We start from the raw sequence: 15,164 nt of genomic DNA on the forward strand, positions 1-15,164 counted from the left end.
CCAGAGATCGCAGACTGCAAAGCGGGAAAAAATAAGCGGCAAGCGCGCAAGGGGTCGTCCAATCCCGCCTTGGCAGCCAACCGAGCCGTCATCAGTGCACTTGCCAGATCAATGACAAATCCGAATCGCAGAAGCAGTTCTGCCAAAGTAGCTCTAGTCAGCGTCGACAAGCGGCGGCGCGCGCCGAACCTGGTCAACAGTTTTGATGTCACGCGAGATCGCCCGATTGTACATGGTGTCGAGGTAAGGCCGCACGATGGCCGCCCCTTCGCTCATGCGCGAGCAGTCCTCGTGGCGAAAGCGTTCGGCCGCCTGGGATATGCGTTGGCGCAGGTCCTCTGCATCGACCAGCACCAGCTCCCGGTCGCGCATGACGATACGCCCACGGATGAGCGAGGTCTTCACGGCATCGGAGTTAACGCTGAAGGCGATCTGCTGGATCGGATCGTGAAGTGGCAGGAAACCCCAGTCGTAGCGGTCAAGAAGAATGATATCGGCATCCATGCCGACTTTCAGCGCGCCGACGCGGTCAGAAATCATCGCGGAGCGAGCACCGCCATGGGTCGCCATCTCGTAGGCCTCATGAGCGGAAACCCAGGTCGTATAATCGTGCGAGCCGATTTTGTGGAGCATGGCGGCGGCCTTGACCGCATGGAAGATATCCGCCGTGTCAGCCGAGGCGACGCCGTCGCAACCGAGTGCCACATTGACGCCGGCCGACTTTAGAGCCCGGATCGGTGAGACGCCGGAGCCGAGCTTGAGGTTTGCCAGCGGATTATGGGTTGTCGAGCAGCCGGCGGCACCCATGATCTCGATGTCTTTTTCAGTCAGCCAGATCGCGTGATTCATCGTCAGGCGATGCGTCATAACGCCTACGTCCTTCAGATGCTGGACCAACGTCGTGCCGTAGAATTCCCGGCCGGTGACGGCCTGCGTCTTGGTCTCCAGCACATGGCAATGGATCGGCAGGTCCCGTTCTTCGGAGAGCGCTGCCACTTCCTGCATCAGCCTATCCGAGCAGCGCTGCGGTCCACAGGGGCCGAGAATGATGCGGATGCCGTCTTTCCCGTGCCATTTTGTCGAATGGTGTTTGTAAAGCGCGATCTGATCCTGCCAAGGCACCTGCGGCAATGCGTTGAGACGCGCTTTCAGATCATCGGGCATGATTTCGTTGAGAAATGGCAGCCCACCCAGAAACGAGTGGTCCCACATGGACGAGGTGATGGAGGCACGCAGGCCGAGATCCCGGTAGGCTGCGGCGGTGGCATCGAGCGCATTCTCGTCGAAGAACATATTGATGCAATCGTCCTGCAGCGTCGTCACGCCCGATTTCACCGAGACGATCGCCACCAGCATGGCGCGCAGATAGTGTTCCTCCCAGCTCAACTGGCGGGCGTAGAACGGCGGATAGACTTCCGACAGCCAGATCTCCAGCGGCAGATTATCGTACCGCCCCATCTCGAAACCTTCGTTGGAATGCATATGCGCATCGACGAAACCGGGCATGACCAGCGATTTAGAAGCATCGACGATTTCGATGTCGGTAAAACGGCTGACGTCGATGTCCTGTCCGATCGCCGTAATCTTTTCGCCTTCGACCAGAATGTCGGCACGGTCGTGAACGGTGCGCGCCGCATCATTGGTCAGAACCCGGCCGTTTTGGATGAGGATGGGCATGTCAGGTCTCCGGGGCTTCGATGTTGATTGACCTCAAGCGTGGGGCATGGAAGCCGAACCCGTCAAGCATCTCTCTCAGCACCCTTCCCTCAAGCTAGGAATGTTTTCCGCACACTTGCGCGATGCCGTCTTATGGGGTGAAGTGTTGAAGGAGTGCCAGACCGGGACGCGCCATGTCAGAGAATATCACCGCCGACAATCTGGATATGCGGCAGCTGAAAGTGCTGCAAATGCTATTGGCCGAGCGCAGCGTCTCGCGCGTGGCCGCGATTTTGCGACAGAGCCAGCCGGCCGTCAGCGCCCATCTCAAGCGCCTCCGCGAGATTTTCAACGACCCGCTTCTGGTGCGTAGCGGCCAGATCATGGTGCTGACGGAACGCGCAGAGCAGATCCGCCTGATGGTCGACCAGTTGCTGGACAACATGCATCAGCTGCTGGATGCCGACGAGATTTTTGATCCCGGGCGGGCGCGGCGGCAGATCCGCATCGCGGCGGCGAACTGTTTCGAGGTCTTTCTCGTGCCCCGACTGACACAAGCCATCCGCATGGAGGCACCGCACGCGACGATCGAGTTCACCCCGCATTCGATGCAGAGCGATTTTGCTCATGACCTCGAAACCGGTCAGCTGGATGCGGTGATCGGCAACTGGCCGGTGCCCCCGCAGAACCTGCGGCATATGGCGCTGATCAAATCAGACATCGCCTGCATCATGTGCGCAAGCCACCCCGCAGCCCGACAGGAGGCGATCACCCTCGATCAATATCTGACGCTCAACCACGTATCGCCAACAGCACGGCGACAGTTCTCGATCAGCCCGATCGACGCCAATCTGGCAGCCATGCAGCTGTCCCGGCGCGTGGTGGTTTCGGTGCCGGAATACGGGCTTGTGAAACAGGTCCTGCCAGGCTCCGACCTGGTCTTCACTACCGGCCGGCCCTATGCAGAATACATGACGCGGCACGGCAATTTCGGCATCGTCGATGCGCCGCCGGAGCTGGGCAGCATGACGTTTTATCTTTTGTGGCACGAGCGTAGTCAGTTCAGCAAATATCACCACTGGCTGCGCACGCTGGTGCGGCGCGTGGCCAAGAGCGCGGATCTGTTTCTGCCGCAACCGCCGACCTTCGTTATGCCGTTAACAGAGCTGGCAACGGCAAAGCGCGTCCAGGCCGACGCTGCTGCGGCATTTCGCCCGGTCATATGAAAATCCTGATAACCTCTATTCCTGCCAGCACGGTTCCAAGCCAAGCCAAAAGCGCCTCTAATTAAAGCATCGAAGGTTTCTGCATATTTTTCGTGCAGAAATCGTTGCTTGCGAGGTTCTTCACGATGCTGATGCATGGACTTCTTCTGGACGGCGCTGCACGGCATCCCGACCGCGACTGCTTCCACTGGGTCGACCGCAATCGCGGCCTGACTTATGGCGAAGCCGCGGAACTGATCGGCGATTTCGCCGGTCTACTGCATGAACTGGGTGTTCGCCACGGCGATCGGGTAACGATTTTCGCGCACAATGGCCTCGACTATCTGCTGGCCATGTTCGGCGCCTGGCAGATCGGGGCCATCGCGGCCCTTGTGAACGTCAAGTTTGCCGACGAGCTCGACTACTACTTCCAGGACCACACACCGACCGTGGTGATCTACACCCACGACATGGGCGAAAAGGTTATGGCGGCGGCGGCGAACACGCCTGGTATCCGCGCGCTGGTATGTATGGACGGTCCGCAGCAGGGAGCAGCCTCGCTGCCCGATATGCTTGCCGCCAAATTCAAGGCTCCGGGCGTGGCGAGCGACGAAGACGCCATCGCCCACCTCGCCTATACGTCCGGCACCACCGGCAAGCCGAAGGGGGCCGGGCTGAGGCACGAGCCGACGGTCCGCGCCACGCGCGTCATCGCCGAGCGGCTGCGCATCACCGGGAATGACATTTCCTTCGGGCCGACGGCACTGTCGAGTTCCTACCAGCTTGTCGGCAACCTTCTGCCGCAGCTTTCGAAGGGAGCCGCAATCAATATCATGGGCCGCTGGACGGCGGAAACCGGCTTTGCGGCGCTGAAGGCGCGCGGCGCGACGATGCTGATCGCCAATCCGACCGTGCTCACCGACTATCTCGATCAGAGCCGGGCATCCGGCGAGCGGGTGAACAGCCTGCGCATGGGCCTGTCCGGCGGCGGGCCGGTTCCCCCGACGCTGAAGGCGGCATGGGCGGAGGAACTTTCCCTGCCGCTCGTTGAAAGCTACGGGCAGAGCGAACTCGGCGGCTTCGTGGCGCTTGGCTATCCGAGCCTTGCCGAAAGCGACCCGATCTCGCGCCGTATCGGCCCGGCGCTGCCCGACAAGGACGTCCGCATCCTGTCGCCGGAAGGCACGGAGGTGCCGGTCGGCACCGTCGGGGAAATTGCCCTGACGGGCGGCTTCATGGCCGGTTATTGGGGCAAGCCGGAAAAGACCGCCGAGGTATTGCGCAACGGCTTCCTGTTGACCGGCGATATCGGCACGATGGCCGCCGACGGCGCAATCACCATACTCGGCCGTCGCTCCGAGCTCCTGCGGATTGGCAAGCAGTCCTGGTACCCGCGCGATATCGAGGAAGCACTCTGTACGATCGCGACGATCCGCGACGCCGCCCTGGTCGGTGTGCTCGGCGAAAACGGCCTGCGCCCGGTCGCCGCCGTCACGCTCTCGGGCACTGGGGCGCTGGATGCCGCTGCCTGCAAGACGCATCTATTGAACACCACCAATTACGATATCGATCGTCTGGAGATCGTCGTCGTTGAGGAAATGCCGATGACTCCCACCGGCAAGATTGCCAAAGCCGAGCTGACACACAGGCTCGGCGGCGGCACCAAGGCCCAGAACTGAAGCTTGAAACCAGAACACAACCATTAAAAGGGGAACTTCATGATGCATGCCAGATTGCGTTCCATAGTCGCCGGGGTGATGGCCGGCACATTTCTGACCATGAGCCTGCTGCCCGCGGCCGCTCAGGATTTCACTGGAAAGACCCTCGTGGTCGGCACCTGGGGTGGCGACATCGAGCGCCTGCTGCGCAAATTTGCCGCCGAACCGCTGGAAAAGGCCACCGGCGCCAAGGTCGAGTTCTTGCTCGGCGGCAGCGGCGACCGCATGTCCAAGATGGTGGCCGAAAAGGGCAATCCGACCATGGACGTGACCTTTCAGAACATCTACGAGGCGCCGCAGGCGCTGAAAGACGGTCTGGTTGTCGCACCTGATGAGAAAGACCCGATCTATGCCGATATCTGGCCGGGCATGAATCAAGGCTGCTACGCCATGTCGCTCGTCGGCCTCGGCATCGCCTACAACAAGAACCTGGTCAAAACGCCGCCCGAATGGGCCGATATGTGGAAGCCGGAATACAAGGGTCTGATCGCGCAGGCCGTCTATCCCGGCTCCGAAGGCGACGGCATTCTCGGCATCGCCGCCAAGCTTGCCGGTAAGACGGAACACGATCCGGATGCCGCTTTCGCCAAGCTTGCCGAACTCGGACCACCGAAGCTGACCTATACCAGCCTCGACGAGGTTTTCACGATGATGGATGCCGGTGAAGTCGCCATGGCGCCGATGATCAGCGGCTATGTGCTGTCGGGCGTCAAGCAGTGGAAAAACATCGGCTTCGCCTTCCCGAAGAATCCAGGACCGGTTCTGGTGCGCGACATGGTCTGCCAGGTGGCCAACAGCCCAAATCCTGAACTTGCCAAGATGTTCATCGATCTGGCGCTCGGCGTTCCCAACCAGACGGCCTATGCCGAGGAAATCTTCTTCGGCCCGACCAATTCCAAGGTCATACTATCGGAAAAGGCCGCCGCCGACACGATCAACACGCCGGAAGAGGTCAAGAGCCTCGTGCAGCTCGACTGGCCCTACATCATCAGCCAGCGTGGCGCCTGGACCGAACGCTGGAACAAGGACATCCTCGGTCAATAATGGACCCGTCCCTTCCCTGCGTGCTCCGTGCGCGCAGGGCTCAACCGAAAGCACGCAAGTCATGTCCAGCCGTCCCTTTGCCTATCTTCTCCTTGCGCCGGCGACGCTTCTGATCGGCTGCGTGTTTCTCGCTCCCTTCATCCTCTTGCTGGTCATGGGCTTCTGGACCCAGAAGCCGGGCTCTCTGTTGCTGGACACGCAGTTCACGCTGATCAACTACCAGCGCATTTTCGGGGACGACCTCTATCTGCGCGGGCTTCTGACGACCTTATGGCTGAGCGTCGCAACCACGCTGATCTGTCTCGCCATCGCGCTGCCGGTCGCCTATTTCATGGTGAAAAGAGCCGGCCGTGCCCGCGGACTGCTGATGGCGCTGATGCTCATTCCACTTGTGAGCGGTGCCCTTTTGCCGACGCTCGGTCTCGTCAATCTTTTGAGTACGCTCGGCGTCGTCAACGGTGCGCTGAAGGCGCTGGGGCTGATCGACAAGTCGATCGCTTTTCTCGGCAACAGCACGGGCATTCTGATCGGCCTGGTCCAATCCTTTCTGCCGCTCGCCGTCCTGCCGCTCGTCACCGTGCTCGACCGGCTTCCTGCCGACTACGAGGATGCCGCCATGTCGCTTGGCGCATCGCGCCGCAACGTCTGGCGGCGCGTTCTGCTGCCACTGTCGATGCCGGGCCTGCTAGCCGGCGGACTGCTGGTTTTCTGCGCGGCGCTGACTTCGTTCGTCACGCCGCAGATCCTCGGGCAAGGCAAGGTCGCAACCTTCGCCACCATGGCCTTCCAGCAGGCCTCGCTGGTGCTCGACTGGCCGTTCGCCTCAGCCCTTGCCATGGTTATGCTGGCGATCCTGGCTGGGATCGGGCTTGCCGCATCGTTTGCGCAAAAGCGGATGGCGCATCGAAAGGTCGTCGCATGAGACAGTCCCGCGGCACCTATCTCCTCTGGACGATCCTGACGGCACTCGTCTTCGTGTTTCTGATGTCGCCGATCATCGTGCTGATCTTCTCGGCCTTCGACGATGGAAAGTTCTTCCGCTTTCCCCCACAGGTCCTGTCCATCCGCTGGTTTCAGGCGGCCTTTGCCAGTGCCGAATACCAGCGGGCGCTTTTGAACAGCGCGCTGATCGGCACGCTTGCCACCATCGTCTCGCTGGTTCTCGGCACGCTTTCGGCTATCGCGCTGGTGCGGGGCAACCTCAAGGGCAGGCTGGCCTTCGAGGTGATCCTGCTCGCGCCACTGACGCTTCCGCTGATCGTCTGGGCCATCGCCCTTCTACAAATCTATTCGCGCCTCGGCATCAGCGGGTCGCTCGGTGGGTTGGTTCTGGCTCATGCGACCATCACCCTGCCGTTTACCGTTCGCATCATGGTCGCCACGCTCGGCCAGGTCGATCCCAATCTGGAATTGGCGGCAAAGAGTCTCGGCGCGCCGCCGCTGACGGCATTCCGGCGCGTGACGCTGCCGCTGGTGCTGCCGGGGCTTCTCACCAGCGCCGCATTCTCGTTCCTGGTATCGTTCAACGACGTCATCGTCTCCACCTTCATCGCGGGTGCTGCCTGGATCACCTTCCCCGTGCGGCTTTATTCGCAGCTGCGCGGCCAGGGCATCGACCCGATCACGCTGGCCATCGGCGCCATGATCATCGGCGTCGTCCTCGTCGTCGTCGTTTTCGGCGAATTCATCTTCAAATGGTCCCGGAGAGTTTAGACATGGGTTATCCTTACGAAACCACCATGCCCCAGTTCGCCCGCGACGGCATTCCGACCCTGACGGGTTTTCAGCGTGCTGATGTCGCACCTTACGTGGTGCTCGCCGTGCGCGATCCGTTGACCGTATCGGCCGACGGCCGCGACGGCGACATCGCCTCGTTTCTCGAGGATGCCCGAACCGTGGCGCTGACCGGGCTGTTTTCGACGGTCACCGGGACCTATGAAGGCGTGCCGATCAGCGTCGTTTCCGGCGGCAGCGGCGCGCCGGAGGCGGAGCTGGCGCTGATGGACCTGTTCAACTATACCGACGCCAGTGCCGTACTGCGCATCGGCGGCTGCGGCGCCTGGAGCGACAAGGTCAAGGTCGGCGATCTGGTGATCAGCGCTGGTGCCGTTCGCGACGAGGGCATGAGCAAGACGCATGTACGCGCCGAATATCCAGCCGCCGCCGATCACGAACTGGTGGGCTTTCTGGCGGATGCCGCCCGCGACATCACAGCCCCCCACCACATCGGCATCACCCGTTCCGGCGACAGCGAATATACCGGATGGGGTCGTCCAGGACCAGGCGGCTACCTGCAGGACGAGCATGCCGGCATCATCGACTACTGGCGTCGCGCCGGCATTCTCAACACCGACCGGGAAACCTCCGCTATCCTCACTCTCGCCCGACTTTACGGTCATCGCGGCGGCTCCGTCTGCTCGGTCGGCGACAATGTCGTGACCGGCGAGGCGCATCGCTCGGGCGCCGGACATCAGGAGGCGATCAGGGTTGGCCTGTCGGGTCTCGCCCGGCTTGCCAGAGCCGATGCCGCCCGCGGGGAAAAGCCATGAGCGACTATCTTTCGATCGAAGGGATTGCCAAGCGTTATGGCACGGCCACGGCGCTGGAGGCGATCGACATCGGTGTCTCACGCGGAGAGTTTCTAGCGCTGCTCGGCCCGAGCGGCTGTGGCAAAACCACGCTGCTGCGGATCATCGCCGGCCTCTTGAACGCGGACGGTGGAAGGATCGTGCTCGATGGCCGCGACATCACCGACCTGCCGCCGTGGAAGCGCGACATCGGCCTAGTGTTCCAGAACTACGCGCTGTTTCCGCATATGAGCGTGCGCGAAAATGTCGGTTTCGGCCTGCAGATGCGCAAGATCGATGCGCGTGCGATCGCGTCCCAGGTCGACGAGGCGCTCGACGTGGTACGGTTGCGCAACTATGCCGAGCGGCGCCCGTCCGAGCTTTCGGGCGGGCAGCAGCAACGCGTCGCAATCGCACGCGCAATCGCCATCAAACCGCGCCTGCTCTTGCTCGACGAGCCGCTCTCCAATCTCGATGCGGTGCTGCGCAATTCGGTGCGCGTCGAGCTGCGCGAACTGCACGAGCGCACCGGCCTGACCACCATCATGGTCACCCACGACCAGGCGGAAGCCCTGACGCTCGCCGATCGGATCGCCGTTCTCTCGCACGGCCACGTCCTCCAGCACGATACGGCCGAAGCGATCTACGAGCAGCCGCAGACGGCCTTCGTCGCCGCCTTCGTCGGCAGCCCGCCCGCCAGTCTCTTTCTGGTCCGGAAATCCTCAACAGGCACGATCCTGCTCGACGGCGACACCGTGTGGTCGCCGCCGCAAAGCACCGGAGCCGCACTCGGTACTGTCAATCGCCGCACGCTGCATCTGGCGCTTCGGCCGGAGACCCTGACGCTGGTGCCGCGCGATACGCCGCACAGCCTGCCAGGCACGCTTCGCACGATAGAATATATGGGCAGCGACCGGCTGGCGCATGTCGCCGTCGGCGACCAGACGGTCCTCGTACGCATGACCGGGACGGTGACGCTCACCGGGCCGGAGATCGGCGTCCTGATGCCGGATGCCGTGCCGCCGTTCTTCGATCCGGAAACCGGATTGCGTCTCCCCACACACATGATCAGCGAGATTGCCTGATGCCAGCTTCCCTCCATGTGCTCGGCGTCGTCGTACTCGACAGCTTGTATTTTGTGCCGACCCTTCCCCGCCATGATGAGAAGGTGTTCACGCGCAAGACCGAATTCCTGCCCGGCGGCCCGGCCTCCTTCGTGGCAAGGACGGCCGCAAGACTGGGTGCCGAAGTGGTACTGGAGACTGCCGTCGGCGCCGATGCGGCCGGCGACCAGCTGATCGCCGCGTACGAGGCGGCCGGTATCCGCACGGATTCGGTGCTGCGTCTTTCCGGCGAGCGCACACCCGTCGCCGTGCTGATCATCGACGATACCGGCGAAAAGGCGATCATTCTCGTGCCGATCCCCGAGGAATGGCTGATGCGCTACGGCGCCCAGTCGCATTTCGACAAGGGCGCCATTCTCGTCACCCACATGTTCCATCCCCAGCCGGTTCGCCTCGCAGCCGAGCGGGTGCGCGCTGTCGATGGCCTGTCGCTGCTCGATCTGGAATGGCCGGAAGTCGATCGTTGGGGCTTCGACATCGCGATGGAGGCTGCCCGCGACATCGACGTCATCTGCACCAACGGGCAACTGCTGGCGGCCCGCATGGGCAGTCGCGACATCGATGCGGCCTATGCCTTTGCCGCCAGGCTTTCGGAGGGACGCCGCGTCGCCTGCGTGACGCTGGGCGCCGAAGGGGTAGTGGTAGCAGCCGACGGCAAGCTGGCGCATCTGCCAGCATGGCGCGTCAAGGCGGACAATACGACAGGAGCCGGCGATACCTTCATCGCCACCTTTGCACTGGCGCTCGCCGAAGGCCACTCGCCCTTCCATGCCGCCGCCATGGCCAACTGCGCCTCCGGCTGGTTTCTGGCCGGACGCACCTTCGATCTTGCCGTTCTTTCCGCTGCGGCTTCTGACCTGACATTGACGACGACGAGGCTCAATTGACACTGGCTTCCAACATTCACGCCGTTCTACTCGCCGCCTGCGTCGGCGACGCGCTGGGCGCTGCCACCGAGGGCATGCATCGAGACGACATCGCCACGGTCTTCGGCGGCCCCATTACCCGCCTGAGGCCAGCGCCCCCACTTGCCCCGTTTGCGCTAGGCCTGCAGCCGGGCCGACTGACCGACGATGCCACCCAGATGCTGTGCATGGCGAAAATTGCCATCCGCGCCAAGGGCAACCCGACGCTAGACGATGCCATAGATGGTCTGCTGCTGTGGACAGCAGACACGGAAATGTTCACCCGGTTTGCGGGCCCGACCACGCGGATCGCTCTGGAAAAGCTGCGATCCGGCATCGAGGCACGGGATGTGGCCGATCCCGGCGTCTATTCCTGCGTCTTTGGCACCTCCAACGGGGCCGCCATGCGGGCTCCGGTGGCCGGTTGCCTGCGACCCGGTGACATCGAAGGCGCGGCCGGCATCGCCGTGACTTTTTCTGCACCGACCCACAACACGCAAATTGCCTATGCGGGCGCCGCCGCCGTTGCCGGCGCGATCGCCCACGGCCTTGCCGGCGGCACTCGCGACAATTTGATGGGTGCGGCGATAAAAGCGGCGCGGATCGGCGAGGTCGAGGCCAAGCGCAACGGCCGCCTGACCGGTGGCGCCGACCTGGTGCGGCGGCTGGAGATGGCCGCCGATATCGGTCGGCGCTTCATCGGACGACCGCGGGCCGCAATGACGGAGCTTGAGGCGGTGATCGGCAACGGCATCGCCATGGTGGAAGCCGTTCCCGTGGCTTTCGGCCTCGTCATCGCAGCGGAATTTTCGCCCTGGCAGGCCATTCTTGCCGCCGTCAATGGCGGCAATGACAGCGACACCATTGCCATGTTCGCCGGTGCCATCGCGGCGGCCTTCGGCACCGACGATCTCGATGGGAAAGTGGCGGCCGAAGTGCAGCGTGTCAACGCGCTGACGCTCCGCGATCTGGCAGCCCAACTGGCGGAGGTCGCCCATGCCTGATTCCCGTTACTGGATCGAACTGTCGACGCGCCAGATCGCGGCGCTGCCACCTGGCACGATCGCCATCCTCCCCGTCGGTGCCGTCGAGCAGCACGGCCCGCATCTGCCTGTTGGCACCGATGCGCTGATCAATCGCGGCATTCTCGCCCACGTACTCGACCGCCTGGCACCCGATATGCCCGTCGTCATCCTGCCGGAACAAACGATCGGCAATTCGACCGAGCACCTGGGCTTTCACGGCACCCTGTCGCATACGGCGGCTGCGACCATGGAGATCTGGGGAAGCGTGCTGGAAGGCGCCATCCGGGCCGGCATCATCAAAGTATTGCTGTTCAACAGCCACGGCGGCCAGGTCAAGCAACTACAGCCGACGGCGCTGATGTTGCGCCAGCGGTTCGGTGCCATGGCCTTTTACGCCAGCTGGTTCGACGCCGGTTATCCGGAGGGGCTGTTCAGCGAAGATGAAATCGCCTTCGGTATCCATGCTGGTGCCATCGAAACCTCGATGATGCTGCATCTCTATCCGCATCTTGTCGCAACCGACCATATCGCCGACTTTCCCTCCACCGCCAAAGACCTGGAGACCGCGTTTTCGCTGCTGCAGACCGATCCGGGCAATGGCCGCATGGCCGGCTTCGGCTGGATGATGCAGGATCTGCACCCTTCGGGTGCGGCCGGCGATGCACGGCAGGCAACAGTGGAAAAAGGAAAGGCGCTGGTCGAGCGTGCTGCAGAGCGCTTGATCCAGGTGATCGGCGATATTGCGGCCTTCGACGAGACGCGGCTGTCGGCCCCGACATGTCTCGGCACTGCCATCGACAGCCCCCATAAAAACCGGAAAGGAATTCAGGAATGATCGATCATGGACGCTGGGCCGGGCGCAGCCTGAAAAAGGACGAGGTGCGCAACACCATCTGGCATCTCATGGAAGAAACGGGGATCGCGATCGGCCCTGCGGTAAGCCGTATCCCGAATTTTGTCGGCGCCGACATGGCCGCCTGGCGGCTGGCGCAGACGGATGCCTGGAAATCGGCGCGCATGGTGAAATGCAATCCCGATCCACCCCAGATCCCTTTGCGGATGCGGGCGCTTTACGACGGCAAGACCCTCTTCTGCCCGGTTCCTGAATTGACGAAATCATTTCCCTATCTGCGTATCGACCCTGCTAAGCTAATTGAGAAAGGCGTGACCTTCGAACTGGCGGCAACCGCCGAAGGTTACATGGCTCATGGCGAACGCATCGATTTTAACGATGTGCCGAAGTTGGACTTATGCATCGTCGGCTCGGTAGCCGTCAGCCGCTCCGGTGGGCGGACCGGCAAGGGCGCGGGTTTTGCCGACCTTGAAACCGGCATCTTTCGTGAACTGGGAATCATCGGGCCTGAGACGCCGATGGCAACTAGCGTTCATTCATCGCAGTTGGTGCCCGAACAGCAGATGACCATGCTCGCCCATGACAGCCCTCTCGACTACATCGCCACGGAACTCGAACTGATCGTTACTCACAACGATGCGCCGCGCCCTTCAGGCGTTGCCTGGGATATGGTCCAGCTCGATCAGTACGAGAACATCCCGTTTCTGGAGATGCTGCGGCAGAAGCTTGAGCAGAACTGACTGGGAGGGAGGGGCCTGAATCGGGTGGAGACAACTCGCAGCCGAGCTTGTAGCGATGCCCTTTGCACATGAAATGGGTGAGTTCGGCCCCACGCTTTCTGGGCCACGTTAACGAGTCGGTCATCCGCTGCCGAACCGCCCTATTTATTGATCGAATCCTCAGCATAAGCAGGAAGGCGCAAGCACAGGCTTGAGGTTTATGCGGCATTAAGGAGCAGGTGCCACGAACCTTATCGGCGGCTTGTAGCGCCCTTGAGTCTTGAAGATGCGACCACGTGCTGAGCGATGCATCCCAGCTATATGTGACGGCTGATTAAGCAGGTCATGCTGACAACTCTGGCGACAATTTCGTCGTCAGTGATGGAGGTGTCCAGCGTCTCGACATATCTGGCCGTCTTTTGCTCCACATGCTCCATGAAGGCGCTCTCGCAAAGTTCTTATCATGTTGATCACCGCACTTTAGGCCGGAGCCCGCGCACAGGATGCCGCAGTTATTGATCTGAGGCAGCGTCAAGGAGTCGGCAATGTTGCCGCCTTCTCGATGAGCGCTGAGACCTCGGTTGAATGGGAGATCAGCGACATGTGGCTCGAGGGCACGCTTATGGTCGTTGCTCCAATCCGCCCGGCCATCCAACGCTGCAGATCTGGCGACAGGGCCTTGTCGTTGGTCGAAACAACGTACAAGGAGGGCGATCTGTGCCAGGCGGCCTCTTTGAGCTTTTCGCCAAAGCTGGCGGACGCTATGGGCTTCTGAACCGCCGCCAAGACTCCGGCCCTCTCGGCGGGTACATCGGCGGCAAGCCCAGCACGATACGCGTTGGCATCAAACCAGAGCAAGCCCTTGTCGTCCGGCACGGCCCCCTTCATGGCTTCCGATGCTGGGCCATGCTGTTGGAGATCGATGACGGATTCGCCGGCGTCGGGCGCAAGCGCCGAGACATAAACCAGACCTGCCACGTTGGGCTCCGTCCCGGCTTCGGTGATAACCGCACCACCCCAACTATGTCCGACGAGGATGGTCGGTCCGTCCTGCCGCGCAAGCACGCGCCTGGTTGCCGCGACGTCGTCGGCAAGTGAGGTCAGCGGGTTTTGGACGGCCGTGATGTGATACCCCTTCGCCTGCAATAGAGTGATGACCTCGGCCCAACTTGAACCATCGGCGAAGGCTCCGTGAACGAGAACAATGTTATGAACTTTGCCCAATGAGGTTTTCCTTGTCTGCGCGTCGGCACGGCCACCGATCAAACTCGGCGTCGGCCACATATCCCGCCTGGACGGAGTTGGCAAATGCTTCGGTGACGCCGGTCTCGTTTGCCATTGTTAATCCAGACATGGAATCATGATGTCCGGCTCATTCGCTATCAAACGAACTTCTGGTTCAGGAAGGCATACAACACCTTGATCTTGCCCTCATGGACGATGATGACATCGAGGCCGGTGTAAGCTGGTGCTTCGCCTTTCGGCCCCGCGTCCCAGGCCAGGATTCCGGCATCATGCATCACCTGCGCTTCGCCGCGCGGGGTGTAAGCAAAGTGGGGGTTCATCGCTCGCAGGTCCGCGCACAGCTTGTCGAGCGCCTCGTGCCCGGCGAAAATGCCCGGCATGACATTGACGATGCAATCTTCGGTGTACAGCTCTGCAATGGCAGCGCGCCGCCGTGTTGCGTCGTTCTCGCCAAAGACTTCCTGAAGGTTGTGATGAAGCACTTCAATAATGTGGTCGGTCATACTGATCGGTCCTTTCTTCGCGCCCCACGGTGGCAGGAATAGGCTTGGCTAAAGGAGCCGCCACGGACGCTGAGATCGTCGTCGGCGCCGGCACGACGGTTCTTGAATATAAGCGCCACGGAACCACTAACTTTTCCTTCAGAGCGGAAACAATTCGGCCAACGTCGCCAGAAGCCGTTTCACATCACTAGGATTCACTGCGATAATAAATCATCTGCGCGTCGCGTCGAAAAGCAACCAGCCCTGCGCGGCGCAGCCTGGTAAGATGCTGGGACAGAGCAGACTGGCTTAACCCGATCCTTTGGCTAAGCAGGCCAACCGATATCTCTTCTTCGACCAGGATAGACAGGACTTTCAGGCGCTGCGGATTCGCCATTGCTTCGAGAAGCTGCGCGCTGAATTCGACATAGGGAAGACGAGACTTCGGTTCATTCATGTTGTTCCGATCTACCGGCTCATTTGCTGGATTGGGCAGCCTTCGAACGCGGCTGAGACACAAGTGCTGCTAACAAGCCGGAGCTCTTTCCAAACAAGCACCTCATGCATTGTAGTCTTCGGCGGGTAAGGTGGTTCCGCTACCGGCTGAACACGACGACGATG

At 61.7% G+C, this 15,164-nt stretch carries 14 protein-coding genes and 1 pseudogene; 11 read left to right on the forward strand and 4 right to left on the reverse strand.

The annotated features are described in order from the left end of the window. Positions 1 to 153: 153 nt before the first annotated feature. The gene (locus tag JTP94_RS29220) at positions 154 to 1,677 is read right to left on the reverse strand and encodes an amidohydrolase family protein (protein WP_204853922.1); all 1,524 of its coding nucleotides are present in this window, start codon (positions 1,675 to 1,677) and stop codon (positions 154 to 156) included. Positions 1,678 to 1,883: 206 nt separating this feature from the next. On the opposite strand from JTP94_RS29220, the gene JTP94_RS29225 reads away from it, so the two are divergent. The 11 genes from JTP94_RS29225 (at position 1,884) to JTP94_RS29275 (ending at position 12,837) form a co-directional block, all read left to right on the forward strand. Beyond that, entirely contained in the window at positions 1,884 to 2,882 is a 999-nt protein-coding gene (locus JTP94_RS29225; protein ID WP_204853923.1) for a LysR family transcriptional regulator, read from the forward strand. A gap of 92 nt (positions 2,883 to 2,974) precedes the next feature. Continuing rightward, entirely contained in the window at positions 2,975 to 4,540 is a 1,566-nt protein-coding gene (locus JTP94_RS29230) for a class I adenylate-forming enzyme family protein (RefSeq protein ID WP_312038200.1), read from the forward strand. A 39-nt stretch (positions 4,541 to 4,579) separates the two neighbouring features. Continuing rightward, on the forward strand, positions 4,580 to 5,623 hold the full coding sequence (locus tag JTP94_RS29235; RefSeq protein WP_204853924.1) for an extracellular solute-binding protein: 1,044 nt from the start codon (positions 4,580 to 4,582) through the stop codon (positions 5,621 to 5,623). Between the two features lie 61 nt (positions 5,624 to 5,684). Continuing rightward, positions 5,685 to 6,545, forward strand: coding sequence for an ABC transporter permease (locus JTP94_RS29240; RefSeq protein ID WP_204853925.1), 861 nt, complete (start codon positions 5,685 to 5,687; stop codon positions 6,543 to 6,545). Further along, positions 6,542 to 7,336 (forward strand): ABC transporter permease, encoded by a 795-nt coding sequence (locus tag JTP94_RS29245; protein WP_204853926.1) that lies wholly within the window; start codon positions 6,542 to 6,544, stop codon positions 7,334 to 7,336. Before JTP94_RS29240 ends, JTP94_RS29245 begins: the two co-directional genes overlap by 4 nt. A gap of 2 nt (positions 7,337 to 7,338) precedes the next feature. Then, entirely contained in the window at positions 7,339 to 8,172 is an 834-nt protein-coding gene (locus JTP94_RS29250; protein WP_204853927.1) for a nucleoside phosphorylase, read from the forward strand. Beyond that, entirely contained in the window at positions 8,169 to 9,275 is a 1,107-nt protein-coding gene (locus JTP94_RS29255; RefSeq protein ID WP_204853928.1) for an ABC transporter ATP-binding protein, read from the forward strand. Before JTP94_RS29250 ends, JTP94_RS29255 begins: the two co-directional genes overlap by 4 nt. Beyond that, positions 9,275 to 10,201 (forward strand): carbohydrate kinase family protein, encoded by a 927-nt coding sequence (locus tag JTP94_RS29260; RefSeq protein WP_204853929.1) that lies wholly within the window; start codon positions 9,275 to 9,277, stop codon positions 10,199 to 10,201. The genes JTP94_RS29255 and JTP94_RS29260 overlap by 1 nt, the downstream gene beginning before the upstream one ends. Beyond that, complete coding sequence (locus tag JTP94_RS29265) at positions 10,198 to 11,223, forward strand: ADP-ribosylglycohydrolase family protein (protein ID WP_204853930.1); 1,026 nt, start codon at positions 10,198 to 10,200, stop codon at positions 11,221 to 11,223. The genes JTP94_RS29260 and JTP94_RS29265 overlap by 4 nt, the downstream gene beginning before the upstream one ends. Continuing rightward, positions 11,216 to 12,079 (forward strand): creatininase family protein, encoded by an 864-nt coding sequence (locus JTP94_RS29270; protein ID WP_204853931.1) that lies wholly within the window; start codon positions 11,216 to 11,218, stop codon positions 12,077 to 12,079. The genes JTP94_RS29265 and JTP94_RS29270 overlap by 8 nt, the downstream gene beginning before the upstream one ends. After that, entirely contained in the window at positions 12,076 to 12,837 is a 762-nt protein-coding gene (locus JTP94_RS29275; RefSeq protein ID WP_204853932.1) for a 5-formyltetrahydrofolate cyclo-ligase, read from the forward strand. Before JTP94_RS29270 ends, JTP94_RS29275 begins: the two co-directional genes overlap by 4 nt. A gap of 510 nt (positions 12,838 to 13,347) precedes the next feature. On the opposite strand, the gene JTP94_RS29280 is transcribed toward JTP94_RS29275, so the two are convergent. The 3 genes and pseudogenes from JTP94_RS29280 to JTP94_RS29290 form a co-directional block, all read right to left on the reverse strand. Further along, positions 13,348 to 14,040 (reverse strand): alpha/beta fold hydrolase, encoded by a 693-nt coding sequence (locus tag JTP94_RS29280; protein WP_246755407.1) that lies wholly within the window; start codon positions 14,038 to 14,040, stop codon positions 13,348 to 13,350. Between the two features lie 158 nt (positions 14,041 to 14,198). Then, entirely contained in the window at positions 14,199 to 14,564 is a 366-nt protein-coding gene (locus JTP94_RS29285; RefSeq protein WP_204853934.1) for a nuclear transport factor 2 family protein, read from the reverse strand. 138 nt (positions 14,565 to 14,702) lie between these two features. Next, a pseudogene (locus tag JTP94_RS29290) lies at positions 14,703 to 15,000 on the reverse strand (ArsR/SmtB family transcription factor). Positions 15,001 to 15,164 lie beyond the last annotated feature (164 nt).

This window comes from Martinezella lusitana (genome assembly GCF_016901135.1).
In the GTDB taxonomy this organism is placed as follows: domain Bacteria; phylum Pseudomonadota; class Alphaproteobacteria; order Rhizobiales; family Rhizobiaceae; genus Rhizobium; species Rhizobium lusitanum_D.